Source organism: Cytobacillus sp. ABV4_503, from assembly GCF_056158445.1.
Genome location: NZ_JBSWTH010000001.1, coordinates 3,939,151 through 3,963,020, shown reverse-complemented (window position 1 = coordinate 3,963,020; position 23,870 = coordinate 3,939,151). Strand labels below are relative to the sequence as shown.

Genomic DNA, 23,870 nt, shown 5'->3' with positions numbered 1-23,870 from the left:
GAGAGCTGCTCTTAAATTACCGTCCGACCAAGTAAAGGAGATGAGTTCGGAATGATAACGATTGAACGGACTTTTAATGCATACTTAGACGAAATGCACCTCATTACGATCATTCTTCCTTTCAGTTATCATCAGGGACGTTCTTCCGGGTTCTCTCTCCTTACTGACTGGGAAGAAGAGCTTCCTGTTGAAATATTGAAAAGCATGCCGATTGAGGATGCCATTAAATATACATGCAGAATAGATCATGAAGTGGAATTCGGGAAACAATATTGGGTAGTGGATGAATATGGGGGAAAAACAGATCTGCAAATTGGTGCCGTTATTCGAACAAGTGATTTTGATGAGAAATTCTATTATGATGGTCCACTGGGGTTCTCGTACAGCAAAGAAAAGACGCATTTCAGGCTCTGGGCTCCGACAGCTGCAAAGGTAAAACTTAAGCTTAAAGGAGCATTGGAGGAGGAAGCTGAGCTTATTCAGATGGCGAGAGAAGAAAGAGGAGTCTGGAGCTGTGAAGTAAAAGGAGACCTGGATCGTTTTCTTTATTCTTTTCTTGTATGCATTAATCTGGAGTGGAAAGAAGCTGTTGATCCATACGCAGTATCTTCAGCTATAAATGGGGAATATGGTGCGGTAGTCAATCTGGAAAATACTAAAATAAAGAAGCCGGAGCTTCCGCCGCTTCTGCAGCCGACAGATGCCATCATATATGAAACACATATTAGGGATTTTACCATTCATCCCGAGAGCGGGGCAGCAAATAAAGGCCTCTATTTAGGAGCGGGAGAGACAAACACAGTTGGCAGAGATGGGGAGCTGACATGCCTGTCATATGTCAAGGAGCTCGGTATTACTCACATTGAGTTTCTGCCTGTCCATGACTTTGAAGGTGTGAATGAAAAAAGTCCAAAAGAAGAATACAACTGGGGTTATAATCCGCTCCATTTTAATGTTCCGGAAGGAAGTTATTCTACTGATCCTCTAGATCCATATTCGCGGATCAGAGAATTGAAAGCCTTAATTCATGCAGTTCATTCTCAGGGACTTAGAGTCATTATGGACGTAGTCTATAATCATGTTTATATTCGCGAGCATTCTTCTTTTGAAAAAATCGTACCGGGTTATTTCTTCCGGCATGATGAATATGGAATGCCGTCAAATGGTACCGGGGTTGGAAATGACTTTGCCTCTGAACGCATGATGGCACGGAAATTTATTGTTGATTCTGTAACATACTGGATGAAGGAATATCAAATTGATGGGCTCAGGTTTGATTTGATGGGTATCCTCGATATTGAAACGATGAATGATGTTCGCCAGAATGCGGAGTCGATTGACCCATCCGTCATTATTATTGGCGAGGGATGGGATTTGAATACCCCCATACCGGATGACCAAAAAGCAAGCATCCGCAATCAGGAAAAGATGCCGGGAATTGGCCAATTCAATGACTGGTTCAGAGATTCCATCAAAGGCAGTACGTTTAATTTATATGATAAAGGATATGCATTGGGGAATGACCATTACTATGATGCGGCAAAGCAGGTATTGGGTGGAAGTATAGGCCTTGAAAAAAAGGAAAAAGGCATTTTCCTTTCCCCATCTCAATCTGTAAATTATGTAGAATCCCATGATAATCATACTCTGTGGGATAAAATACAAGTTTGTTCTGAAAATGCGGATCATCATGTGAAGCAGCAAAAGCACCGCTTGGCAACTGCAATCGTACTTCTTTCACAGGGAATTCCATTTCTGCATAGCGGACAGGAATTCTTTCGGACCAAAGCAGGAAATGGAAACAGCTACCGTGCCCCAGACTCCATCAATAATCTGGATTGGGAGAGGAAATCCATTTACTTAAATAATGTTAAGTATATTAAAGGGATGATCAGCATTAGAAGGTCAATTCCTCTTTTCAGGCTTGCCAATGCAGAAATGATACGGAATTCCATGAGGTTTCTGGATATAAAAAAACCGCTAATAGGTTATGTGTTAACAAGCAGTGAACAAAATGCCGAGTGCAGCGATGCCGCCGTTTTTATCAATCCTCTAATGACGAAAGAAGAAATTTTTCTCCCCGAAGGGGCTTGGGACCTTATTGCGGATGAACGTGAAGCCGGTATATCCACTATTCGCAAGATTAACACCAGATTTGAAATGCCGCCATTGTGTTCATATGTATTGGTTTGCAGAAAATAGAAGAAAACTGAGATGCAATCGGGCTGTTTAGCATTATTTTCTGCAAACATTATCCTTAAATTGAAAATACTGATGAATCGACCAGAAAAATCTTCAATTTTTCTGATGATATTCCGTAAACCTAAATAGATGCACTTGACGAAAAAAGCCAGTAAGAATAAAATTTATAAAGATGGCTATTGTGAGAAACTTACATCAATAGCTCTTTTTTTTATTTTAAGCTCCCAATACATTGCTGATTAGGCATTTGCCCGGTTACTTTGTGCTTTATAGGTGCTTTACTTGATTAACCTGATAAACAGCTTATATTTACGAAAATGCCTTATATTCAAATAGAACTCATCAATACTAAGCAAAGGCCTTTTTATCGGCCATGGCAAAATAAGTCTTGCTGCAAAAAACAGGGCTTATTTTTCAACTCAAGCTATTTTACAACCAATGGCTTACTAAATTGCAGGTGAACAATTTTGGAACATTTATTTGGACATGACTGGGAGATTGTTCCCGCCGGAGGGGCGACAGGGGAAGCCTTCTACGCAAAGCACGAAGAGCAGAGGCTTTTTCTTAAAAGAAACTCTTCACCTTTCCTGGCGGTTCTGTCTGCGGAAGGAATCGTCCCGAAACTTATCTGGACAAAAAGAATGGAAAATGGGGACGTAATAACTGCCCAGCAATGGCTTAATGGAAGAGAGCTCAAAGCTTCTGACATGAACCAGGAAAGCGTAGCAAAGCTTTTGAGGAAAATTCATTCTTCAAAGCCGCTGCTTGGTATGCTGACAAGAATGGGAAAGTCTCCGCTGCAGCCCGAAACCCTTTTGCGTTTGATTGGGGAAGAACTGGATTGTGACCTGAAGGAGCAGGCTGCCGTTATTCAGTCTGTCGATTTCCTGAAAAAAGAGGTTTCACATATCCGCTGTGAGGAAAATACGGTGTGCCATTGCGATGTGAATCATAACAACTGGCTGCTTTCGGAAAACAACCAGCTGTACTTGATTGATTGGGATGGAGCCATGATAGCAGATCCGGCCATTGATCTGGGTATGCTATTGTATTGGTATATTCCTAAAGAAGAATGGCCAAATTGGCTTGAGCGATATGGCATTCAATTGTCAGATGATTTGCTGCTCCGCATGAAATGGTATGTGATTGCACAGACTTTGACATCTATTCAATGGCATAAAAATAAATTTAGATACCAGGAAATGAACAAGTGGCTTTCCTACCTGGATGAACTGCTTTAGGATTTACGAAAATTGATCAATATCCTGTACCCATTGTGATAATTCATTCTGATGCGATTCAATGTGAGTATCCAATTGGGAAGAATTGATCCCGTGCTGACTGTATTCATAAATTTCTTCTAATACTGTTTTAACGTTTTGATTAATGTTTCCGTTGATCATTAATGATTTAACCAATCGTTCCAATTGTTCACATTCTGAAACAGAGCCACAGCAATCTGTCTGATGATTGCTTAAAATATCTTTTAATAAATTTAATTGATCCTGGTATCCAAGCGGCATGAATAACATCCTTTCTATTGAACCTGAAAATAAAAACAAAAGGAATTCACTTTTAGGTTGTGGATTCCTTTTTTATTTATTCATTGGCGATTGTAATTTAGGTGTTTGGATGCCATTGGGTTAAACTACAAACAAGGGATGAACCAATTCAGTAATTCCCCTTAAATTAAAGTTGCATCACTTTGATAGGCATGATATTGTTTGAACGATATTAATTTTTAGGAGTGTCATAATGCGACAGCGAAATAAACCTTGGGCGAAAGATAAATTAGCCGAATATCCGCAATATGTAATTTCAGAACCTGAAAAATATAAAGGAAAGTGGAATGAAGCATTCGATAAAAATCAGCCCCTTCATATAGAAATTGGGACAGGAAAAGGCCGCTTCATAACTGGTATGGCAACAGCAAACCCGAATATCAACTATATTGGGATTGAACTGGCTGAAAGCGTCATTGTCACTGCTCTCGATCGTATCATCGAGGATGAACTTCCAAATGTAAAGCTTCTGAATGTGAATGCCAATGATCTTCGGGATTACTTTGAAAAAGACGAAGTCAATCGTGTCTACCTCAATTTCTCAGATCCATGGCCAAAGAAACGCCATGCAAAACGCAGGCTGACTTATCGAAGCTTCCTGGAGATTTATGAAGATATCCTTGGAGATAAGGGAGAAATTCACTTTAAGACTGATAACCAGGGATTGTTTGAATCATCTCTTATGAGTTTCTCCGAGTACGGCATGCTTCTGACATTTGTCAGCCTGGACCTTCACAATAGCGATTATGAAGGAAACATAATGACCGAATATGAAGAGAAGTTTTCTTCAAGGGGGAGCCGTATATTCAGATGTGAAGCCCAATACAGATAAGCAAGTCTATCCAGATGGATAGGCTTTTTTATTGATATTGCAATATTGGCTGTTAGCATGTGTGTTAAATAATCTAAATATTTCTATAAGTAAGCGCTTAAATGTTAATATGAGATATTGGGAAAGCGAGCGCTTGCTCAGAAAACTTAAATGGAGGAGATAATGATGGAAGCATTGGAGTTAAAGAACGTAAATCTGTACTGGCTTCGCGGAGGTGTCACACACCTTGATGGAGGGGCCATGTTTGGAGTAGTCCCTAAGCCTTTGTGGTCTAAAAGATATCCCTGCAATGAAAATAATCAGATCGAACTTAGAACAGATCCCATCCTTATTCAATTTGACGGTAAAAATATTCTAGTCGAATCGGGTCTTGGAAACGGGAAGCTGAATGATAAACAGAAGAGGAATTTCGGAGCGCTTGAAGAGTCTTTTGTAGAACAGGATTTAGCCAAGCACGGTTTGTCATCCGAGGACATTGATTATATCCTTATGACGCATCTTCATTTCGATCATGCCTGCGGACTGACCAAACCGGAAGAAGGAAAATTTTCTTCTGTATTTCCAAATGCCAGAATCGTTGCATCACAAGTGGAATGGGAAGAAATGAAAAATCCTAATATCCGCTCAAGGAATACATATTGGAAAGAAAACTGGGAGTCTATTCAGGATCAAGTGGAAGTCTTTGAAGGAGAGTGGACGCTCGGACCTATTAAATTGGTGCATACAGGCGGCCATAGTGATGGACATTCAATACTTGTTATAGAAGATGAGGATGAGACCGTCATTCATATGGCTGATATCATGCCGACTCATGCCCATGCAAATGTACTATGGGTTCTCGCTTACGATGACTACCCGATGGATTCCATAAGCGCCAAGGAAAAATGGATTGGATACGGGCTGAAAAAAAATGCATGGTTCACTTTTTACCATGATGCTTTTTACCGGGCAGTCAAGTGGGATGAATCAGGAAACATGCTTGAGAAGGTGGAAAAGAAACAAAGTTAAAAAATCCCCGTCCGGGGATTTTTTAATACAGACTCGGCTGCTGATGATTAATAAAGTGGAAAAACGTCCAAAATGGTTCCAGTTTCTGCGTCGGCAATGAATTCATATTGCTCGGCTTCTTCACCTGAAAACCTCGATATGCCGCCCTTATAAACTTGATATTTTAAATGTCCTTTTTCATAAGGTTCAGCTTTCATATGAATCCATGATCCGCTTATCGGTCCTTCCTGTTTAAATGCATCCTTTGCATTCGCCAAAGCTTTCTCCGGGGAAACAGCAGTTTTTTGCGAGAGCAATTCCCTTGCTGCGTATCCGCTTGCCAAACCAACCCCAACACCTAACATAAATGACTTCCAATTCATAATTGCACCTCCCCAGGCTGATGATAAAAAAGGCTGTTCATTTTTACATTTTTTTCTGTTTTCCAATTCTATCTTATCAAAAATAGGCTTAAACTAAAATAAATAATGCACAGCCTAAATTTCGGCAATCGAAGTTTCACGCCTGAAATGGTGGAAAGACGTATGAAAGTTCTGTAAAATGAAATTATACATATCTGCATAGCCAAATTGGAAAGTGATAAAGGAGAAGAATAATGAACGAAAAAACATTGCAAGCTTTTTAAAACATTGACAGAGTTGCCAGGGGCACCTGGCAACGAGCATTTAGTACGAAAATTCATGCGTGAACAAATCGGCCTGTATACAGAAGAAGTCGTTCAGGATAAGCTTGGAGGCATCTTCGGCGTAAAAAGAGGCGATCAGAGCGGCCCGACTGTAATGGTGGCAGGCCATATGGATGAAGTTGGATTCATGGTCACTTCTATAACTGATAATGGCATGATCCGTTTTCAGACACTGGGAGGCTGGTGGAGCCAGGTTCTGCTGGCACAAAGAGTCCAAATTATTACGGATAATGGATCTGTAACAGGAGTTATCGGTTCAATTCCTCCGCATCTTTTAGACGAAGCAAAGCGCAGCAAGCCGATGGAAATGAAGAATATGCTGATTGATATTGGTGCAGATGACCGCGAAGATGCAAAAAGAATAGGCATTAAGCCAGGACAGCAAATTCTGCCGATTTGTCCATTCACACCAATGGCAAATGAAAAGAAAATCCTGGCGAAAGCATGGGATAACCGTTATGGCTGTGGTTTGGCGGTGGAACTTTTAGAGGAAGTCCAGAATGAAGCACTTCCCAATATTCTTTATTCCGGAGCAACTGTTCAGGAAGAGGTTGGCTTAAGAGGTGCACAGACAGCTGCGAATATGATCAATCCTGATATTTTCTTTGCATTGGATGCAAGCCCTGCCAACGATATGACCGGGGATAAAAACGAGTTCGGACACTTAGGCAAAGGAGCTCTGCTGCGGATACTTGACCGTTCAATGGTAACGCACCGGGGCATGAGGGAATTTGTACTGGATACAGCCGAAACGAACAACATCCCATATCAGTATTTCATCTCACAGGGCGGAACAGACGCCGGAAAAGTTCATGTATCCAACGAAGGTGTTCCAAGTGCCGTAATCGGCATTTGCTCCCGCTATATCCACACACATGCATCTATTGTGCATGTCGATGATTATGCAGCGGCAAAAGAATTGCTTGTAAAACTAGTAAAGGCTTGTGACCGTTCAACAGTAGATACCATCCGTCAAAACAGTTAAGCAGATGAGACAGCAGATGCTGTCTCTTTTTCCTGTAATATGAAAGGAGTTCTCATGAAAGTCATCATTGGTTCAAAAAATCCCGCAAAGATTTTGGCAGTACAAACTGCTTTTAGCCATTATGAAGCTGCAATTATTTCTGAAGATGTGCCCTCAGGAGTGAACGACCAGCCATTCTCGGACGACGAAACCATAAAAGGGGCCATTAACAGAGCATATGGAGCACTCCAAGCATCCGGCGGACAAATTGGCATTGGCCTCGAGGGCGGTGTGCAGAAAACAGATTACGGGCTATTTCTCTGTAATTGGGGGGCTCTGGCGGAAAAAGGGCATCCTCCTATTATTGCTGGCGGAGCCAGGATTCCTCTTCCAGATGGGGTTGCAGCCCGGCTTTTGGCTGGCGAAGAACTTGGGCCTGTAATGGATGATTACGCCAAAAAAGAAAATGTCCGAAAACATGAAGGAGCTGTTGGTATTTTTACAAATGGGCAGATTAATCGTGCTGACATGTTCTCACATGTCATGAAGCTTCTTGTAGGGCAATATGAAAATAGAAAAAGGGGCTAGCTTGGTGCTAGCCCCCTTTTTCTATTCGGTTTCGAAGATGTATGACAAAACTTTCAAGGCCTGGTTGACCGTTTCAACTGTCACATTTGCTTTACTTGAAAGCTCCTTTAAAGGGTGATGCAGCTCATTAGGGCGGATGAGGATCAGCGGTTTTCCAAGTGCAGCAGCTGCACTTGCGTCCATGGCAGTATTCCATTGCTTATACTTTTCACCAAACAAAGCAATCACCAGATCTGCTTTTTGCATAAGAAGCTGGGTTCTTAAGTTATTGATGCTTGAAGCGGCTTCATCACGGAAGATTGCATCCGGCTGCTTCCCGAGAATTTCCTCTCCGATCATATCAGAACGGTCATGGTTTTCCATTGGCCCTGTAAAATGAACAGGAAGCTGAAGTGATTTAGCTTTCTCCTTTAATTCATTGCGCCAATTGGAATGTATCTCACCTGCTAAGTAGACGGTTATTTCCATTCTTTTTCCTCCTTTATGCAATATTCTTATATTTTAACATTTCTTCTAAGAAGTAACGCAGTGAAAAGGCTCTCAATCCTGACCTGAAGGGTTGTCAGACTATTAAGAAGAAATGTATGATAGGGAAGGATATGAGATTCCATGCAAGGAGGGGACTTTAAAGTGCATAAAAGATTTACCGCAGCCTTGCTCTTATTTATTTCATTAATACTGCTCAGTGCCTGTTCAGCATCGTTGGAAGAAGAGCAAACCGCCGCAAAGAATGCTGCAGAGGAAACATTTAACCAATCACCTGAAAAGACAAACCATGAGTTTGAAGATATAGAATATTATTTGCCTTTTGGCTACGAAGTAGAAAAGGAAAGTCCAAATAACATCATTTTAAAAAATGGCTCCAAACGGTATATCCTGTTTTACAACCAGCATGAAGGTCCGGACAGCAAGATTGTTTATGATGCTACCCTAAAGCAGAAAGATGAATTTGAAGTTAAAGAGACGTTTGCAAAAGATGGACATCATGGCTTCCTGTTAATCGACAGCGGAAAAAAAGACGAACATGAATTAGTCGTCGGGATTGGCGGTGTAAAATTATCTACGCAGGCTGCAACCGGAAATTTATCCTCTGAGGCTGCTGCGATGATGGAGATAGCTAATTCTGTCCAGGTGAAGAACTAAAGCGAAGGGTGATGTCCTTCGTTTTTGTTTTGTTTTTTAAGGAATTAATTTTTAATAAATATGATAGAAAACCTCTATTAAAAGAACAATAAGAATACAAAAGATTTTATATTACAAGTGTCTTTACATGTGTTATCTTATAGTTGCAGAACTTTTACATAGGGGGAAAATAATGAGAGCCTTTCTGAATAGAAAAGGGGTAACCCTTTCACCTAAAGTCTATTTTATAGATGCCCTGAGCAGTATGGCGCTTGGATTATTCGCTTCGCTGATCATTGGGCTGATTATTAAGACAATCGGCGAACAAACTGAAATCAAATACCTGCAGGATATGGGCACTCTGGCTATGGGGCTGATGGGCCCTGCAATTGGCGTTGCAGTTGCATACGGACTTAATGCGCCGCCGCTTGTTATCTTTTCCGCCATTGCCAGCGGTGCTGCCGGTGCGGCTCTTGGTGGTCCGGCAGGGAGTTTCGCTGCAGCTCTTATTTCCACAGAACTTGGAAAACTGGTCAGTAAGGAAACAAAGGTTGATATCATTGTAACACCGCTTGTTACAATTGTGGCTGGTTATATCGTTTCAACATTAATTGGCCCAGGGATCGATTATGGAATGAAGAGCTTTGGCAGCTTGATCATGTGGGGGACAGAGCAAAGGCCAATCATCATGGGCATCATTGTGGCGGTATTAATGGGCCTTGCCTTAACGGCTCCCATTTCTTCAGCCGCTATTGCGCTTATGCTTGATCTGCACGGTGTTGCAGCAGGAGCTGCTACGATTGGCTGTGCAGCGCAAATGGTCGGCTTCGCAGTGAGCAGCTTCAGGGAAAACAAGATGGGCGGATTAGTAGCGATTGGAATTGGGACATCCATGCTGCAGGTAGCCAACATTATTAAAAATCCGCGCATACTCATTCCTCCAACTGTTGCCGGTGCTGTTCTCGCACCCTTTGGAACAACTATCTGGCTAATGGAAAACAATGCTGCTGGAGCGGGAATGGGTACAAGCGGGCTGGTTGGCCAGATAATGACTTTTACAACGATGGGCTTTGGTTCAGATGTTTGGATGAAGGTCATTATATTGCATTTTATTGGACCGGCAGTTATCAGCCTGATATTATCTGAATATATGAGGAGAAAGGGCTTGATCCAACATGGAGACATGCATATCAGCACAGGGGGCGAAAGAAAATGAAAAAACTGGAATCAGAAGAACAATTTAAGGAGATGCGCAGCAATGGGAAACATATTTTCATGTTTTCAGCTGACTGGTGTCCAGATTGCCGGGTTATTGAACCGATATTGCCTGAAATTGAAGCAAAATATAATGAGTACACTTTTATTTATGTAGATCGCGATCAATTCATTGATCTTTGCATTGAGCTTGATGTCTTTGGGATCCCAAGCTTCATTGGATACAGGGATGGCCAGGAACTCGGCCGCTTTGTCAGCAAAGACCGTAAAACCCAGGAAGAAATTGAGAATTTTATTCAAACTCTGGAAAACTAATCCTATTACATGTAGTGTTCAATTTTTTACTTTGATAACTGTCTAGCGCAAGCAGCCTGCCCCCTCGAGGTGTCGGGGGTGGGCAAGGCGCTTCCGCTTTTAGACCCTCCTGCATCTCTTTTGAGCAGGAGGGTTTATTAGTGTAAAATGATAGTCGGAAATCAATCCCCATAAGGAGGGGCTTATATATGAAAATGGATAGCAAAAAGATGAAAAATGAATTGGAGCAGCGCTTAGCAAAAGAGAACCGGACTTTTTCTTTTGACAGGGAAAAAGATCAGCTCAGGATTGAAAATAAGGACACTGGAAAAGGAATTACCATCTCTCTTCCAGGTATTATTGCTAAATGGCAGGAGCAAAAGGAAAAAGCGATTGGCGAAGTCGTTTATTATGTAGAGGAAGGCCTGGAAGCAATGGTGGAAGATGCCCATTTGTCGGGCCATGAAAAAAATATTTTTCCAGTCATCCGATCAACTTCTTTTCCAGGTGAGTCGCAGGAAGGAATTCCTTTTTTGACAGATGAACATACTGCTGAAACACGAATTTACTATGCGCTCGATCTCGGAAATACGTATCGCCTCATTGATGCAAAGCTAATGGAAAAAGAGGGATGGGATCCGGAAAGGATTAGAGAAACGGCTCTTTTCAATGTAAGATCCCTGTCAACAGATATGAAGTCGGATACTGTTGCAGGAAATAATTTCTATTTCTTAAACAAAAATGATGGGTATGATGCCAGCAGAATCCTGAATGATTCCTTTATTAAAGAAATGGGCAGGAAAGTAGAAGGATCCATGGCTGTTGCCGTACCGCATCAGGACGTATTGATCATTGCTGATATAAGAAATGAAACAGGCTATGACGTTCTTGCCCAGATGACTATGAGTTTCTTTGCGAGCGGCAGAGTTCCCATTACGTCCCTTTCATTTCTATATGAGAATGGAGAGTTTGAACCAATATTTATTTTGGGTAAGAATAAGAAGAAGTAGTTTTTTAGGGTCACAGCAATGTGGTCCTTTTTTGTTTAACGAGCTGATACCTTTTGAAAACAAGACAATAAACCCCCAGGAGAGATGAATCATTGCCGAATGGTATATAAAGCAGTAAATTTAAGTGAAAGTCATGCAGTATCGGGTAAAAAGACAGGTACTTCCAGATATGAATCTTTAATCACCCGCCTGAGTCAAAAGTATGTCTGCAGCCTTTAGTTTGTTTGTAAAATTACCCATTCTGCCTTTATAAGGACTCATTCTCGGATTTCTTATTCAAAATCTGTGAATAACTGCTAAAATAAATAGATAGTCTAACAAAGTTTTTAATAGAAAGAGTTGATATAAATGAGCTGGATTAAAAAGCTATTTCATATGTTTAAAAATGATGAAGAAGATTATGAGGAATTTGAAGAACATGCAGATGAGCCTAACTATGAGAAACAGCCGACTTCTAAAAATACGAAAGAAAGCTCAAGAGACATAGATGCTAAAGTAGTCTATCAATATCCCAAAGGCCAATTCCGTTTTCCGGTCATACCTGACCATGAAGCAGAACGGGAGAATAAGGGACAGCATAGACAGGATCATAATAGACAGAATCATAATCGTGGGAAGACTGTTAATAAAACTGAAAAAAGACATACAAGGACAGGAGAAACGGAATGGCAGAGAAAGCAGGCTGAAACTCCAATCCATGAAAAAAGGGTGCCTCGTTCCGCAGATAGGGAGCGGCAAAGAAAGTCTGCGCCATCACCTGTCACTGAAGAAAAAATTCTGACCCGTAACGAAAGAGAGGCTGCCAACAAGAAAAGGCCTTTCCAGCCAACAGAAATTCCATCGCCGATATATGGATTTAAGAGACCGCGGCCAAATGATCAGAAAGGTAAATCTGATAACGGGGAACAGGAATATAACCACAGGGAACTTACATACGATGAGGTTATGCGCAAAATTCAGCAGGTTCCTCCTAATCGGCAGAAAGTAACCGAAGCTGTTTCAGATAAAGAGAGAAAAGCTGTTATTTCCGATAAATTGGAAGCTTTCCAGGCACAGGCTTCTGCATTGGAAACAGAGGAGCCTGCAGCAAAAAAATACAAAATAGGTGAAGCGTCTGAATTAATGTTTGAAGTTCCGGAAGATAACCAAGAAACAGAGGTGCATGAAGAAGAAGCACATCCTGCGTGGCAAGATCATAAGGAAACTGCCAGGCAGACTGGATCTTCCAAGCCCGACGATGAATTTCTAAATAGTGAGGATCGCATCGGTCATAAAAAAGAATCTGAAATCAGCAGATCACTCGCAAACTTGATTGAAGAGGCTCTGCATGAAGAAGAAAAAGGAGAATACACAGGTGAACTTTCAGTACAGAGCGAATTGAGCACTCATGCCGTTCTTGAGCCGGAAGCTGAAGAGGGTGCAGAGAAAAATGAATTCCTTCATGATTTAGGGATTGATGCTAAAAGTGATCCGGAAGAGTTTATTCATATAAACTTAGAAGAGGAAAACTCACATGCAGAAGGACCGGAGACGATTGATAAAGCTGAATTAAATTCCGATCCTGAAGATAGCGGTAAATTAACAGGCTCGTTCTCTTCTCAGGCTGAACTGATTTCTGAAAGAAACAGGGCTGAGGATGCTGAGCGAAATCAGACTGCAGATGCAAATGAATACTTAGAAACAAAAGCAAAGCATGCTGCGTCAAACCCGCAGCAGGAAGAAGATGTTCAGGAAGTGAAGGAGCCTTCATCAAGAGGGTCAATTCCATTTAATGTCATCATGCTGAACAATGACAGAAAAAAACTGAATCAGCAGGATAAGATGGCAAGACCGTCTGATGAAAAAAAAAATAATATCGCTATGTTTCCGTCAGAAAATATCCAGCAGTCTGCTGCTGCAGCAGAAAAGATCGAGGATCATCCAGCGGAGAACCATTCGCCTATCGAAGAACAGTCACCGCCTGCCCTGGAATCGGTACGAACTGAGGATAAACAGAATTATCTGGCGGATGAAGAAATTTTTTATTACCAATTTCCTTCCCAGACATTGCTGACACCGCCAGTAATCATGGAGGAAGCTTCCGATTGGCTTTACGAACAGGAACAGATGTTAAACTCCACACTGCAAAATTTCAATGTCAGGGCGAGGGTGGTTAATGTTACGCAAGGACCTTCTGTAACAAGGTTTGAAGTACAGCCTGAACCAGGCGTTAAGGTGAATAAAATTACGAACCTCTCAGATGATATAAAGCTGAGTCTGGCAGCAAGGGATATTCGGATTGAAGCGCCAATACCAGGAAAGCATACAATAGGCATTGAGGTTCCGAACCAGAGCAGCCGACCGGTATTTATTAGTGAAATTATCAGCACCCCGGAGTTCCGGACTGGCCAATCCCCATTAACGGCAGTGCTGGGGCTTGATATATCAGGGAAGCCGATTGTGACGGATTTACGGAAAATGCCGCATGGTTTGATTGCCGGTGCAACGGGATCAGGGAAGAGTGTTTGTATTAACACGATCCTGGTAAGCTTGCTGTATAAGGCTAGTCCCGATGAATTGAAGCTTCTTCTGATCGATCCAAAAATGGTCGAACTTGCCCCATATAATCGAATTCCGCATTTGGTCAGTCCGGTTATTACCGATGTAAAAGCAGCAACTGCTGCCTTGAAGTGGGCTGTCGAGGAGATGGAACGCAGATATGAATTGTTTGCCCATGCCGGTGTGAGGGATATAAACCGTTTTAATGAGCTGGCAGAAGAGCAACAGCAATATTCAGAGAAGCTGCCATTTATGGTCATTGTAATTGATGAGCTGGCAGACTTAATGATGATGTCGCCGGCCGATGTGGAAGAAGCCATTTGCCGGATTGCACAAAAAGCCCGTGCGTGCGGCATTCATCTGATTATTGCAACCCAGCGTCCTTCCGTGGATGTTATTACGGGCTTAATTAAGGCGAATGTGCCTACAAGAATTGCATTCTCCGTATCATCTCAAATCGATTCAAGAACAATCATTGATATAAGCGGCGCCGAAAAACTGCTTGGCCGGGGGGATATGCTTTTCCTTGAAAATGGATCCTCCAAGCCAGTGAGGCTGCAGGGGACATTTGTATCAGATAAAGAAATTGATGATGTGGTAGCCCATGTACGCAGGGAACGCGATCCCGATTACTTATTTGAACAGGAAGAACTTCTGAAAAAAGCCCATGCCATAGAAGAAGAGGATGAACTGTTTTTTGAAGCATGCGAATTTGTTGTTGATCAGGGAGCGGCTTCCACTTCAAGTCTGCAAAGAAGGTTCAAAATAGGCTATAATAGGGCAGCCAGGCTGATTGATATGATGGAAAAACAAGGGTTTATTTCTGAAAATAGAGGCAGCAAACCAAGGGATGTCCTTATTACAGAAGCTGATCTTGAATCCATACATGAGACTAGTACATTAAATTAATACATGGTATTCTTTACTTGCATGTTTAAAATAATATGAATAACAACTACGATAAAGTGAAACTTCAATCAGTGGGGGGCTTTATCCCCACTGATTGTTAGTTGAACCAATCGGGCCTTTACGGGCAGTTTGCCCCCTCATCCTCCATTGATTCCTCTGAGTCTTGAAATGGGGGCTTACTGCCCGTTAGACTGCGATAAACGAAGAAAGCATTCTTAAGCTGGCAGGCTGCCGGCATAGATGCCTGCTCCTTGCAAACTCAAGTCAGCAGGCACACCTGCTTTCTTTGTGGATAAATGTATCTATATTTTTGAACTTCGAGAATTGTCTAGCTCCAGCGCCTACCCCCTCGAGGGTCGGGGGTGGGCAAGGCGCTTGCACTTTTCGTGTTTCTAAGGAGCTTTAGGGATGAAGGAAATTGAAATGAAGGTAAAAGGAGAAATTAAACGTCTGACAAACCAGACTTTTAAATTCGATGAACGTGTAAGAGATGGCTGGTTTTCAGCGGTATACTTCCTTAAGACAAGAGAGATTGTTAAGAAATATCATGAAGATAAAATCGTAACCATGCAGTTTTTCCAAAAGAATCATGCCGTTCTATGCGGTACGGATGAGGTCATTGCACTATTAAAAACATTTGCGGACCGCCCGGATGATCTGGAAATCCATTCATTAAAAGACGGTGATAAGATTTCACCCTTTGAAACAGTTTTGACCATTAGAGGAAGATATCAGGATTTCGGATATCTCGAAGGAATAATTGACGGCATTTTGGCCAGAAGAACTTCAGTTGCCACGAATGTATATAATGTGGTAAAAGCAGCAGGTGTTTCTGGTGTTCAAAAGCAGGTCATCTTTATGGGGGACCGGGATGATCATTATATCACCCAGGCAGGAGATGGCTATGCAGCCTTTATTGGGGGTGCAACAGCCCAGGCAACGCATGCCATGAATGAATGGTGGGGTAAAAAGGGCATGGGAACAATGCCGCATGCATTGATCCAAATGTTCGAGGGAGATATTGTTGCGGCTACGAAGGCTTATCAGGAGACGTTTCCTGAAGATGAATTAGTTGCTCTGGTAGACTACAATAATGATGCCATCACCGATTCACTGAAAGTGGCAAGAACCTTTGGCGAAGAGCTTAAAGGTGTTCGGGTTGACACATCAAGAACAATGATTGATCAATATTTCTTAAGAAATCAGCATTTGCTGGGAACGTTTGACCCGCGCGGGGTCAATGCAGAACTGATTTTTGCACTGAGGAAAGCGCTGGATGATGAAGGGTTCGGACATGTGAAGATTGTGGTGAGCGGCGGTTTTACTGAATCCCGAATCCGCGAATTTGAAGAACAGGGTGTTCCGGTTGATACCTATGGAATTGGAAGCAGTCTGCTGAAGATCACCACAGGGTTCACTGGAGATAATGTAATGATTGACGGCAAGCATGCAGCTAAGGCAGGACGCCGTTATCGTCCCAACCCCCGCCTTGAAAAGGTGGAATAACAGAACGCTATTTACAAGAAAGTAAGGAGCATCCAAAATGGATATGGACGGCTCAATTATGGATTTACATTCTTTTCGTAAAGCTAAACAGCTCCAGGGAGAGAAAAATGCTCTGCGTTTATACACATTAAGCAGGGATTATACGGAACGGACGGCTAATATCAGAGAGAAAGTCCGCGCAAAGCATTTATTTCGGAAAACGCTCGGTCTTGCTCCTGAAGCGGCTTTTTTGCCTATTCAGCAGGCGGTTTTCCAGGATTGGTTTCTCTTTGATTATAAAACCATTCAAGGCTCAACTATGTTTAGTCAGTTCTTAAAAAACAATTCCCGGGAGCTTTCAGAATCAGATCTCATTCAGGGGGCTCTCTTTTTGACATCAGTCATGGAACCCATCAGGATTATAGAAGTATGTCAAAAGGTAATTTCCGCCTCCCGTGCAGAAGATAACACTCCTTTTCTTTTAAGTCAGAACGGGGTGTTCCGGCCGGAACTGTCAAAAGGGTGGTATTTGATCAGAAGAATACCAATCCAGATGTATGATCTTCCTATTGGACCATTTATCTCTATTCAAAGTTATGAAGCAGTTAACCGTTTAACGGAGGCCTTTTCGAAGTCAAAATTAGAAGTTCCTGACCTTACGTGGAGAGCCTTCCTGAAATCTAATGTTTTATTTTTTATTTCTGGGGAATAAATAGCTGGCAATACGTTACATAGTTTTTAGATTCGATTAATGATATAATGATTCAATACATTAACGTGTAAGTAAATAAAAGTGACAGCGGAAAAGCTTAACAGCACAGTCATGGGAGCATGTCTTCTAAGGAGATATGCGCAAAACTAGATATATGTCATATACTGTTTTACAGATATACGATGGTTGGAGGTTCTTTATATGACTATTTACCATTTCGTAGGTATTAAGGGGTCTGGAATGAGTGCATTGGCACAAGTTCTGCATGATATGAATTATCAGGTTCAAGGCTCCGATTTTGAGAAACACTTTTTTACTCAGGTGGCACTTGAAAAATCCGGAATAAAGATCCTTCCCTTTCAAAAGGAAAACATACAGCCGGGCATGACGGTAATAGCCGGGAATGCATATCCGGACACTCATGAAGAGATTGAGGAAGCAATGAAGCTTGGCTTGCCTGTTGTGCGTTATCATCGCTTTTTAGGTGATTTCATGAAGAATTTCACGAGCATTGCAGTGACGGGAGCTCATGGGAAAACATCCACTACAGGCTTGCTTGCGCACGTAATGAGAGGCGCAAAACCAACTTCATTCCTTATTGGAGACGGTACGGGCAAAGGGGACAAGGAAGCGGAATATTTTGTTTTTGAAGCTTGTGAATACAGAAGGCATTTCCTTTCTTACTACCCTGATTATGCAATAATGACAAATATTGATTTTGACCACCCTGATTACTTTGCCAACGTTGACGATGTTTTTTCTGCTTTTCAGGAAATGTCATGGCAAGTGAATAAGGGGATTTTCGCATGCGGCGATGACGAGCAGCTGCAAAAAATCCAGGCTAAAGTGCCCGTGGTATTCTATGGTTTTGGAGAAGATAATGATTTTCAGGCACGCAATGTAGTTAAAACAACAGAAGGAACAACATTTGATGTGTTTGTCCGCAACACCTTCTATGAGACTTTCTCTATTCCAGCGTATGGAGATCATAATGTTTTGAACTCTTTAGCTGTTATCGCTCTATGTCATTATGAAGAGATCGATGCGAAGATTGTCCAGGAACAGCTTCTTTCCTTTGAAGGGGTGAAAAGAAGATTTTCAGAGAAGAAAGTGGGATCTCAGGTAATTATTGATGATTATGCCCACCATCCGACAGAAATTAAGGCGACTGTAGAAGCTGCCAGACAAAAGTATCCTGAAAAGGATGTGGTCGCAGTTTTCCAGCCGCATACATTTACAAGGACTCAGGCCTTTCTTGATGATTTTGCATCAAGTCTCAATTTGGCTGACAAAGTGTATCTATGCGAAATCTTTGGCTCTGCCCGTGAAAATCATGGAAAACTCACGATTGATGACTTAAAGGCCAAAATTCCCAATGCACAAATTCTAAATGAAGAAGAAACGGCTGTACTAAGGAATCATGAAGATAGCGTAATTATGTTTATGGGAGCCGGGGATATCCAAAAATTCCAGCAGGCTTACGAAAACCAAATATAATTCAAAAAAAGGATGCCCCGCTAAGGAAGCATCCTTTTTATATATAATTTTTGAACGTTGATAACTGTCTAGCTCCAGGCGCCATTGGCTCTCTGGTCTAGCCGATGGCGCCCTTCCGTTTTTCTTATTACTTTAAATTCTCAGGATTTAATGCTTCAAGTTCACTAATGACAAATCGCCCGTCTTTACGGATTAATACCTCATCAAAGTAGATTTCACCGCCTCCATAGTCAGGGCGCTGGATGTTGACCATATCCCAATGAATATTGGATTTATTGCCATTATAGGCTTCGTCATAGCATTGTCCAGGTGTGAAGTGGAAGCTTCCGTCAATTTTTTCATCGAACAGAATATCCTGCATCGGATGAAGAATGTAAGGGTTAACTCCGATAGCGAATTCACCTATATAGCGCGCACCCTCATCTGTATCAAAGATTTTATTGATGCGTTCGCTGTCATTGGCTTCCGCTTCAACAATTTTCCCGTCTTTGAATGTCAGTTTTACATTTTCAAATGTAAAACCATGGTATGGAGAAGGAGTGTTATAGGTGATGACGCCGTTGACAGACTCCCGTACAGGAGCCGTATAGACCTCTCCATCAGGGATATTCATTTGACCGGAGCATTTGATTGCCGGAATATCCTTAATCGAGAAGGACAAATCTGTACCGGGGCCGGTTATTCTGACTTTATCGGTTGCGTTCATTAATTCCACAAGGCTGTCCATTGCTTTGTCCATTTTGCCGTAATCCAAATTGCAGACATCAAAATAGAAATCTTCAAATGCCTCTGTGCTCATTTTAGCCAGCTGGGCCATGGAAGCATTTGGATAACGCAAAACCACCCATTTCGTTTTTGGCACGCGGATTTCTCTATGTACTTTTTGTCCGATGGTTGATCCATGAATTTTCATTTTATCATCCGGCACATCAGCCTGCTCGTTGATGTTGTCTCCGGAGCGCAGTCCTATGTATGCATCCATTTTGCTCATAACATTTGCTTCAAACTCAGCCATTATATTGAATTGCTCTTCTTGTGCCCCTAAAAGCAGGGAACGATCAACCTGATGATCTTTTAAAGAAACAAACGGGTATCCTCCAGCTGCATATGCTTCCTTAACCAGCGCGGTCACTAATTCCTTTTGCAGTCCGAAGTTTTCAATAAGGATCTTCTCGCCCTTCTGAAGACGGATTGAATAGTTAATCAAATTTTTTGCCAGTTTTGCAATACGGGGATCTTTCATGGATAAATACCTCCAGTAAATTTATTTTTCCGACAACTATTATTGTACCCGAAATGAGAGGTTTTGTTTAACCTTTTCCAATTGTGCTAAAATTTACTTTAACTGATGAAAATACCTGTTAGAGAAGGAATTTGGACTTCACAAGTGGAATCTATTAATGTACTCCTGGTTTAGAGGAAGTGCATCTGGGTAAAAAGTTAGTATACAGACAACCGGAGGTGTAGGAATTGGAAATTATTTTATACTTAAGTGTAGCAGTCATTGCTATAGCATTTCTTGTTTTGGTCATTTATCTGGCGAAAACGTTAAAATCCTTACAAGGGACATTAGATAACGTATCACACACATTGGCAGGCCTAGAAAGGCAATTAGACGGCGTCACAAAGGAAACAACTGTCCTGCTGCATAAAACCAATACACTGGCTACAGACATTCAGCAGAAATCAGAGAACCTGAACAGTGTCGTAACTGCGGTAAAAGAAGTTGGTGACTCTGTCCGCAAATTTAATGGATCCATTCAGAAAATCACATCTTCTGTAAACACACAGCTTGAACAGAATAAAGATAAAATCTCACAGGTGGTACAGTGGAGCAATGTTCTCCTTGAAATCAAAGATAAGTGGAAAATGAGAAAAGAAGACCCTTATCAGTACAATGTCAGCGAGAAACAAATGCTCCCGCCCGAACGCCAGAGAGAAAGAGCAAGATACTAGATTAAAAGGAGGAAAAAAGAGAATGAATAGCCAAGACCGTACTCAATTTGATTCAAATCAGCCCAAAACCGATGAAAATATTAATACGAAAGATTTTATGATCGGTGCCTTAATCGGAGGCATGGTTGGCGCAGCTGCCGCTCTGTTTCTGGCTCCTAAATCAGGCAAGGAGCTTCAGAGCGATTTAAGCGAAAAGGCTGCTTTATTAAAAGAAAAGTCAGGACAGTACCGTGAAACAGCTATGACAAAAGGTACCGAACTGGCTAATGCTGCCAAAGAAAAAACAAATGTGCTGACTCAAACGGTAACAAAGCAATCCAATGAACTTGTTAATAAAGTAAAAAGCTTGAAAGACGCTCAAAATGGACAAGCTGCTGCAAGTGGTGCAGCTGAAGAAAATGGAGAGGCCATCAATGACGAGACATTCCAGGCAGAAGGGAACGCACCAGTAAATGATGCGGAAATCCAAATGAAGCTGGAAGAGACGAAAAAAGCTTTTGACGAAACCGAGCAAAAGTATAATTAATTTTATTTGTTTAAACAACGGTGAAGTGGTACGATTACTTCACCGTTATTTAATTTAATGAGCGAGGCTTTGCCTGGCTTAGTTGGGGAGGCAAGAAAATGAAAAAATTTGATAGCCATGAAGCATTTGATCAAGCAGTAGAATCAGGAGAACAGCTGCTGGTTTTAAAACACAGTTCCACTTGCCCGGTGAGCGGAGCAGCCTATGAAGAATATGACAGCTTTGTGAAAGAGCATCAGGATGTAAATGCTTATTACTTAGTTGTTCAGGATGATCGTCCTTTGTCTAATCATATTGCAGAAGCTTTTCATATCAAACATGAGTCTCCTCAGGCCATTCTGTTTAATAATGGAGATGTTGCCTGGCATGCATCACATTGGAAGATTACATATGATTCCCTGGTGAATGCTGTGAAGGAAAACAGATAAAACCCATCCAATCGGATGGGTTTTTGCTATATATAATTTACATTTGAATTTTTATTTATGGCAGGCCACAGGATTTTGAGGTGATCACCAGGCTCTACAGGTTCATGAAAAGATGTCTTTTCCCCATTTTTTAAGAGAATGAAGTTTCCGGAAGATGTTGCAGGCATATCTACACTAACATGGCTAAATACATCCTGAAAAATAAATGGAGACATTGGTTTTTTCACGAGTGCAATTGCATCTCCAGCATGAATGGGATCATCTTCGGTGAGGACAGCACCTTCTCTCTTAAATTCAAGTATTGCCCTGGACAGCTCTAATTTTTTTCCGTTAAACATAACCGGGATCCTCTGCTGAAGTGCCAGCTGCTTAATATCTGCTAATTCCTTTACTGTTAGTGTGCTTCTTTTTTCAATTTGCAGATTGTCACCATCGTCTACTATGCTGAGACAATTCGCCTCAAGGCCGTTTTTAAAAAGGCTTCCGGTATGGCGTGGAAGAAATGTCTCTTTTTCATTAATGCTTATTCGGAAAGGCGTAAGCTCGTTTAATAAATCTTTTAGGTTTAAAATTCTTAATATTTCTTCAGATGTTTCCGGAACCCTGCACTCCACTTTATCCCGATCCGCAATGATCTGCTCAAGCGAGGCAGCTTTTTCATTACAGGTAATAGCAGGCTGGATTGTGTACCGCTTTCCGTTAATAGTAATGGACTTTTCCGGAACTTCATCAATCAAATCCTTTATGCGTACCTCAGCAGGCAATCCGTCACGTCCTTTTGAAACAGTAATGTTATCGCCTGATTTGATTTCTTCATCTAAAGCACTTGTAATGCTGTTGCGTTTGATGACTGGAGCTTCTCCATGGCTTCCCGGAATCGTAATGTTTTGCCCATTTAGATTGACAATCATGGCGAGCCCGGGCTTCCCGTAAAGCTTATTCATTTTAATGCCAGCTGCCAGGAGACAATCCCCAACTGTCAGATTTTTGACCTCGAATAGCCTGACAGGCTGATCGTTAACGTAAACTGTGCAATATTGGACCGGAGCCCTTTTAGCTGCGATTGCTATTCCTACTGGGGTGACAAGTTCGGGGCCGCCGTCTGTGGATTCCGGTAAATTCAGCCCGCTTATGGCATCAATTCCCCTAATTGCGACTCTGTTCGCCGGAAGGCCCAATCTTTGCGCAATCCTTTCAGCAAGCCCAGGTGTTAAGCTCCCGCCGCCTACCAGCATGACGGCTTTTGGTGGTCTATTATTCAGCTGCAGGATTTCATTGCAAATGGAATTTGTCAAACGTTCGAGTGCAGGAGAAATTTTTTCAATTGTCTCTTCCCTGCTGACTTCTGTCTGGAAGCCGAGAATATCCGTGACAGAGATTGTATCCGATAAATGCAAATCTCTCTTTGCCTTTTCGGCTAAAGGGAAGTCCAGCAGGAACTGGTCACTGATTGCTTCAGTAATCTCATCGCCTGCTACAGGCACCATTCCATAAGCTGTAACAGTGCCCATATCTGTAATGGCAATATCGGATGTTCCGGCACCGATATCAACAAGAGCAACATTCAGCCTTCTCATTGAAGGAGGAATCAGCACATTAATAGCTGCGATTGGCTCAAGTGTCAAAGCCTCCATTTCCAGGCCTGCCCTTTGAAGAGCTGAGATTAGTGACTCCACTACAATCTTGGGCAGGAAAGTAGCAATGATTTCAACGGATGCTTCATCACCCTGCTGATCAATCAGACTGCCGATTTCTTCTCCATCAAGACGATAGTATAAAACGGAATATCCAACACAATAGTAATAATAGCTTTTTTCAGTCTCATGCTTTTCTGCAGACATTGCCTGTGCCTGCTGAACCGCACTTAATTCCAGGTGAAGTATATCCTGCTTTTGCATCATCGGTTTTCCTTTAATGCTGATCGCTGTTTCGGATCTTTCTGTTTTTAAAGCCCTGCCTGCCGCTGCAACACACACCTTTATTAATGGGCCGTGTTTTGCTTCCAGTTCATTTCTGATTTCTGATATGATTTTTGAAACAGCCAGAATATCATGGATCTGTCCGTCGAGCATGGCCCTTTCTGCATGCTCCTTAATCACGATATCTTTCACATGATATTGGCCGCCATTCTCTTCGAGAATAATTCCGACCACCGTACGGGTTCCGATATCCAGTGCAAAAAGCTTTTTTTGTTCGTCCAAAGCAATACACCTTCTTTGTAATATGTCATAGAATGTTTAAATAATGCCTTGAAATCGCTTTATCACTTAAAAGCGTTTAATTAATAAAGAAATTTTTCGTGACATGTCTGAATAATTCATATATAATAACCCTAAT

Annotated in this window: 21 protein-coding genes and 1 pseudogene; 17 read left to right on the top strand and 5 right to left on the bottom strand. The window is 41.8% G+C overall.

Going from position 1 to position 23,870, the window contains the following annotated elements; genetic code table 11:
• Positions 1 to 51: 51 nt before the first annotated feature.
• Together pulA and ACXAD1_RS19875 are read left to right on the top strand one after the other, a co-directional pair.
• Positions 52 to 2,202 (top strand): type I pullulanase, encoded by a 2,151-nt coding sequence (gene pulA, locus ACXAD1_RS19880; RefSeq protein WP_370225320.1) that lies wholly within the window; start codon positions 52 to 54, stop codon positions 2,200 to 2,202.
• 467 nt (positions 2,203 to 2,669) lie between these two features.
• Entirely contained in the window at positions 2,670 to 3,443 is a 774-nt protein-coding gene (locus ACXAD1_RS19875) for a phosphotransferase (protein ID WP_370225321.1), read from the top strand.
• Positions 3,444 to 3,446: 3 nt separating this feature from the next.
• Here ACXAD1_RS19875 and ACXAD1_RS19870 read toward each other — a convergent pair whose 3' ends face one another.
• Positions 3,447 to 3,725 (bottom strand): YtzH-like family protein, encoded by a 279-nt coding sequence (locus tag ACXAD1_RS19870; RefSeq protein ID WP_370225322.1) that lies wholly within the window; start codon positions 3,723 to 3,725, stop codon positions 3,447 to 3,449.
• A gap of 232 nt (positions 3,726 to 3,957) precedes the next feature.
• On the opposite strand from ACXAD1_RS19870, the gene trmB reads away from it, so the two are divergent.
• Positions 3,958 to 4,596 carry a tRNA (guanosine(46)-N7)-methyltransferase TrmB gene (trmB, locus tag ACXAD1_RS19865; RefSeq protein ID WP_370225324.1) on the top strand — a complete coding sequence of 213 codons (639 nt, stop codon included), beginning with the start codon at positions 3,958 to 3,960 and terminating at the stop codon, positions 4,594 to 4,596.
• A gap of 165 nt (positions 4,597 to 4,761) precedes the next feature.
• On the top strand, positions 4,762 to 5,604 hold the full coding sequence (locus ACXAD1_RS19860; protein ID WP_474911334.1) for a YtnP family quorum-quenching lactonase: 843 nt from the start codon (positions 4,762 to 4,764) through the stop codon (positions 5,602 to 5,604).
• A 47-nt stretch (positions 5,605 to 5,651) separates the two neighbouring features.
• Here the strand turns inward: ACXAD1_RS19860 and ACXAD1_RS19855 are convergent, their stop codons facing one another.
• On the bottom strand, positions 5,652 to 5,966 hold the full coding sequence (locus tag ACXAD1_RS19855; RefSeq protein ID WP_206839183.1) for a PepSY domain-containing protein: 315 nt from the start codon (positions 5,964 to 5,966) through the stop codon (positions 5,652 to 5,654).
• A gap of 233 nt (positions 5,967 to 6,199) precedes the next feature.
• Between ACXAD1_RS19855 and ACXAD1_RS19850 the strand changes: the two are divergent.
• Together ACXAD1_RS19850 and ACXAD1_RS19845 are read left to right on the top strand one after the other, a co-directional pair.
• Positions 6,200 to 7,274: pseudogene (locus tag ACXAD1_RS19850) on the top strand (M42 family metallopeptidase).
• 54 nt (positions 7,275 to 7,328) lie between these two features.
• On the top strand, positions 7,329 to 7,841 hold the full coding sequence (locus ACXAD1_RS19845; protein ID WP_206839179.1) for a DUF84 family protein: 513 nt from the start codon (positions 7,329 to 7,331) through the stop codon (positions 7,839 to 7,841).
• Between the two features lie 21 nt (positions 7,842 to 7,862).
• On the opposite strand, the gene ACXAD1_RS19840 is transcribed toward ACXAD1_RS19845, so the two are convergent.
• Complete coding sequence (locus ACXAD1_RS19840) at positions 7,863 to 8,309, bottom strand: YtoQ family protein (RefSeq protein ID WP_206839177.1); 447 nt, start codon at positions 8,307 to 8,309, stop codon at positions 7,863 to 7,865.
• Positions 8,310 to 8,471: 162 nt separating this feature from the next.
• On the opposite strand from ACXAD1_RS19840, the gene ACXAD1_RS19835 reads away from it, so the two are divergent.
• From ACXAD1_RS19835 to murC, 8 genes are all read left to right on the top strand, one after another.
• Positions 8,472 to 8,984, top strand: coding sequence for a hypothetical protein (locus tag ACXAD1_RS19835; RefSeq protein ID WP_206839175.1), 513 nt, complete (start codon positions 8,472 to 8,474; stop codon positions 8,982 to 8,984).
• A gap of 172 nt (positions 8,985 to 9,156) precedes the next feature.
• On the top strand, positions 9,157 to 10,179 hold the full coding sequence (locus ACXAD1_RS19830) for a PTS sugar transporter subunit IIC (RefSeq protein ID WP_474910822.1): 1,023 nt from the start codon (positions 9,157 to 9,159) through the stop codon (positions 10,177 to 10,179).
• A complete protein-coding gene (locus ACXAD1_RS19825; RefSeq protein ID WP_206839173.1) occupies positions 10,176 to 10,493 on the top strand; it encodes a thioredoxin family protein in 318 nt (105 codons plus the stop codon). The genes ACXAD1_RS19830 and ACXAD1_RS19825 overlap by 4 nt, the downstream gene beginning before the upstream one ends.
• 188 nt (positions 10,494 to 10,681) lie before the next feature.
• Entirely contained in the window at positions 10,682 to 11,482 is an 801-nt protein-coding gene (locus tag ACXAD1_RS19820) for a DUF1444 domain-containing protein (RefSeq protein WP_206839172.1), read from the top strand.
• 348 nt (positions 11,483 to 11,830) lie between these two features.
• On the top strand, positions 11,831 to 14,929 hold the full coding sequence (locus tag ACXAD1_RS19815; RefSeq protein ID WP_474910821.1) for a DNA translocase FtsK: 3,099 nt from the start codon (positions 11,831 to 11,833) through the stop codon (positions 14,927 to 14,929).
• Positions 14,930 to 15,337: 408 nt separating this feature from the next.
• Entirely contained in the window at positions 15,338 to 16,435 is a 1,098-nt protein-coding gene (locus ACXAD1_RS19810; protein WP_206839170.1) for a nicotinate phosphoribosyltransferase, read from the top strand.
• Between the two features lie 37 nt (positions 16,436 to 16,472).
• Positions 16,473 to 17,126, top strand: coding sequence for a hypothetical protein (locus ACXAD1_RS19805; protein ID WP_474910820.1), 654 nt, complete (start codon positions 16,473 to 16,475; stop codon positions 17,124 to 17,126).
• Positions 17,127 to 17,327: 201 nt separating this feature from the next.
• Positions 17,328 to 18,623: a UDP-N-acetylmuramate--L-alanine ligase gene (murC, locus tag ACXAD1_RS19800; protein ID WP_206839168.1), complete on the top strand. Its 1,296-nt coding sequence runs from the start codon at positions 17,328 to 17,330 to the stop codon at positions 18,621 to 18,623.
• A 127-nt stretch (positions 18,624 to 18,750) separates the two neighbouring features.
• Here the strand turns inward: murC and ACXAD1_RS19795 are convergent, their stop codons facing one another.
• The gene (locus tag ACXAD1_RS19795; protein ID WP_474910819.1) at positions 18,751 to 19,866 is read right to left on the bottom strand and encodes an aminopeptidase; all 1,116 of its coding nucleotides are present in this window, start codon (positions 19,864 to 19,866) and stop codon (positions 18,751 to 18,753) included.
• A gap of 227 nt (positions 19,867 to 20,093) precedes the next feature.
• On the opposite strand from ACXAD1_RS19795, the gene ACXAD1_RS19790 reads away from it, so the two are divergent.
• From ACXAD1_RS19790 to ytxJ, 3 genes are all read left to right on the top strand, one after another.
• The gene (locus tag ACXAD1_RS19790; RefSeq protein ID WP_206839165.1) at positions 20,094 to 20,579 is read left to right on the top strand and encodes a DUF948 domain-containing protein; all 486 of its coding nucleotides are present in this window, start codon (positions 20,094 to 20,096) and stop codon (positions 20,577 to 20,579) included.
• A gap of 22 nt (positions 20,580 to 20,601) precedes the next feature.
• On the top strand, positions 20,602 to 21,105 hold the full coding sequence (locus tag ACXAD1_RS19785; RefSeq protein WP_206839164.1) for a YtxH domain-containing protein: 504 nt from the start codon (positions 20,602 to 20,604) through the stop codon (positions 21,103 to 21,105).
• 98 nt (positions 21,106 to 21,203) lie between these two features.
• Positions 21,204 to 21,533, top strand: a complete 330-nt coding sequence (gene ytxJ / locus ACXAD1_RS19780) for a bacillithiol system redox-active protein YtxJ (protein WP_206839163.1) — start codon at positions 21,204 to 21,206, stop codon at positions 21,531 to 21,533.
• A 26-nt stretch (positions 21,534 to 21,559) separates the two neighbouring features.
• On the opposite strand, the gene pilM is transcribed toward ytxJ, so the two are convergent.
• Positions 21,560 to 23,734, bottom strand: coding sequence for a pilus assembly protein PilM (gene pilM / locus ACXAD1_RS19775; protein ID WP_474910818.1), 2,175 nt, complete (start codon positions 23,732 to 23,734; stop codon positions 21,560 to 21,562).
• Positions 23,735 to 23,870 lie beyond the last annotated feature (136 nt).

Coding starts and splice junctions, on each gene's coding strand:
- trmB (WP_370225324.1), top strand. CDS start 3,958: ATGCGACAGCGAAATAAACCTTGGGCGAAAGATAAATTAGCCGAATAT.
- ACXAD1_RS19830 (WP_474910822.1), top strand. CDS start 9,157: ATGAGAGCCTTTCTGAATAGAAAAGGGGTAACCCTTTCACCTAAAGTC.
- ACXAD1_RS19805 (WP_474910820.1), top strand. CDS start 16,473: ATGGATATGGACGGCTCAATTATGGATTTACATTCTTTTCGTAAAGCT.
- murC (WP_206839168.1), top strand. CDS start 17,328: ATGACTATTTACCATTTCGTAGGTATTAAGGGGTCTGGAATGAGTGCA.
- ACXAD1_RS19845 (WP_206839179.1), top strand. CDS start 7,329: ATGAAAGTCATCATTGGTTCAAAAAATCCCGCAAAGATTTTGGCAGTA.
- pulA (WP_370225320.1), top strand. CDS start 52: ATGATAACGATTGAACGGACTTTTAATGCATACTTAGACGAAATGCAC.
- ACXAD1_RS19820 (WP_206839172.1), top strand. CDS start 10,682: ATGAAAATGGATAGCAAAAAGATGAAAAATGAATTGGAGCAGCGCTTA.
- ytxJ (WP_206839163.1), top strand. CDS start 21,204: ATGAAAAAATTTGATAGCCATGAAGCATTTGATCAAGCAGTAGAATCA.
- ACXAD1_RS19855 (WP_206839183.1), bottom strand. CDS start 5,966: ATGAATTGGAAGTCATTTATGTTAGGTGTTGGGGTTGGTTTGGCAAGC.
- ACXAD1_RS19810 (WP_206839170.1), top strand. CDS start 15,338: ATGAAGGAAATTGAAATGAAGGTAAAAGGAGAAATTAAACGTCTGACA.
- ACXAD1_RS19785 (WP_206839164.1), top strand. CDS start 20,602: ATGAATAGCCAAGACCGTACTCAATTTGATTCAAATCAGCCCAAAACC.
- ACXAD1_RS19860 (WP_474911334.1), top strand. CDS start 4,762: ATGGAAGCATTGGAGTTAAAGAACGTAAATCTGTACTGGCTTCGCGGA.
- ACXAD1_RS19815 (WP_474910821.1), top strand. CDS start 11,831: ATGAGCTGGATTAAAAAGCTATTTCATATGTTTAAAAATGATGAAGAA.
- ACXAD1_RS19870 (WP_370225322.1), bottom strand. CDS start 3,725: ATGCCGCTTGGATACCAGGATCAATTAAATTTATTAAAAGATATTTTA.
- ACXAD1_RS19840 (WP_206839177.1), bottom strand. CDS start 8,309: ATGGAAATAACCGTCTACTTAGCAGGTGAGATACATTCCAATTGGCGC.
- ACXAD1_RS19825 (WP_206839173.1), top strand. CDS start 10,176: ATGAAAAAACTGGAATCAGAAGAACAATTTAAGGAGATGCGCAGCAAT.
- ACXAD1_RS19795 (WP_474910819.1), bottom strand. CDS start 19,866: ATGAAAGATCCCCGTATTGCAAAACTGGCAAAAAATTTGATTAACTAT.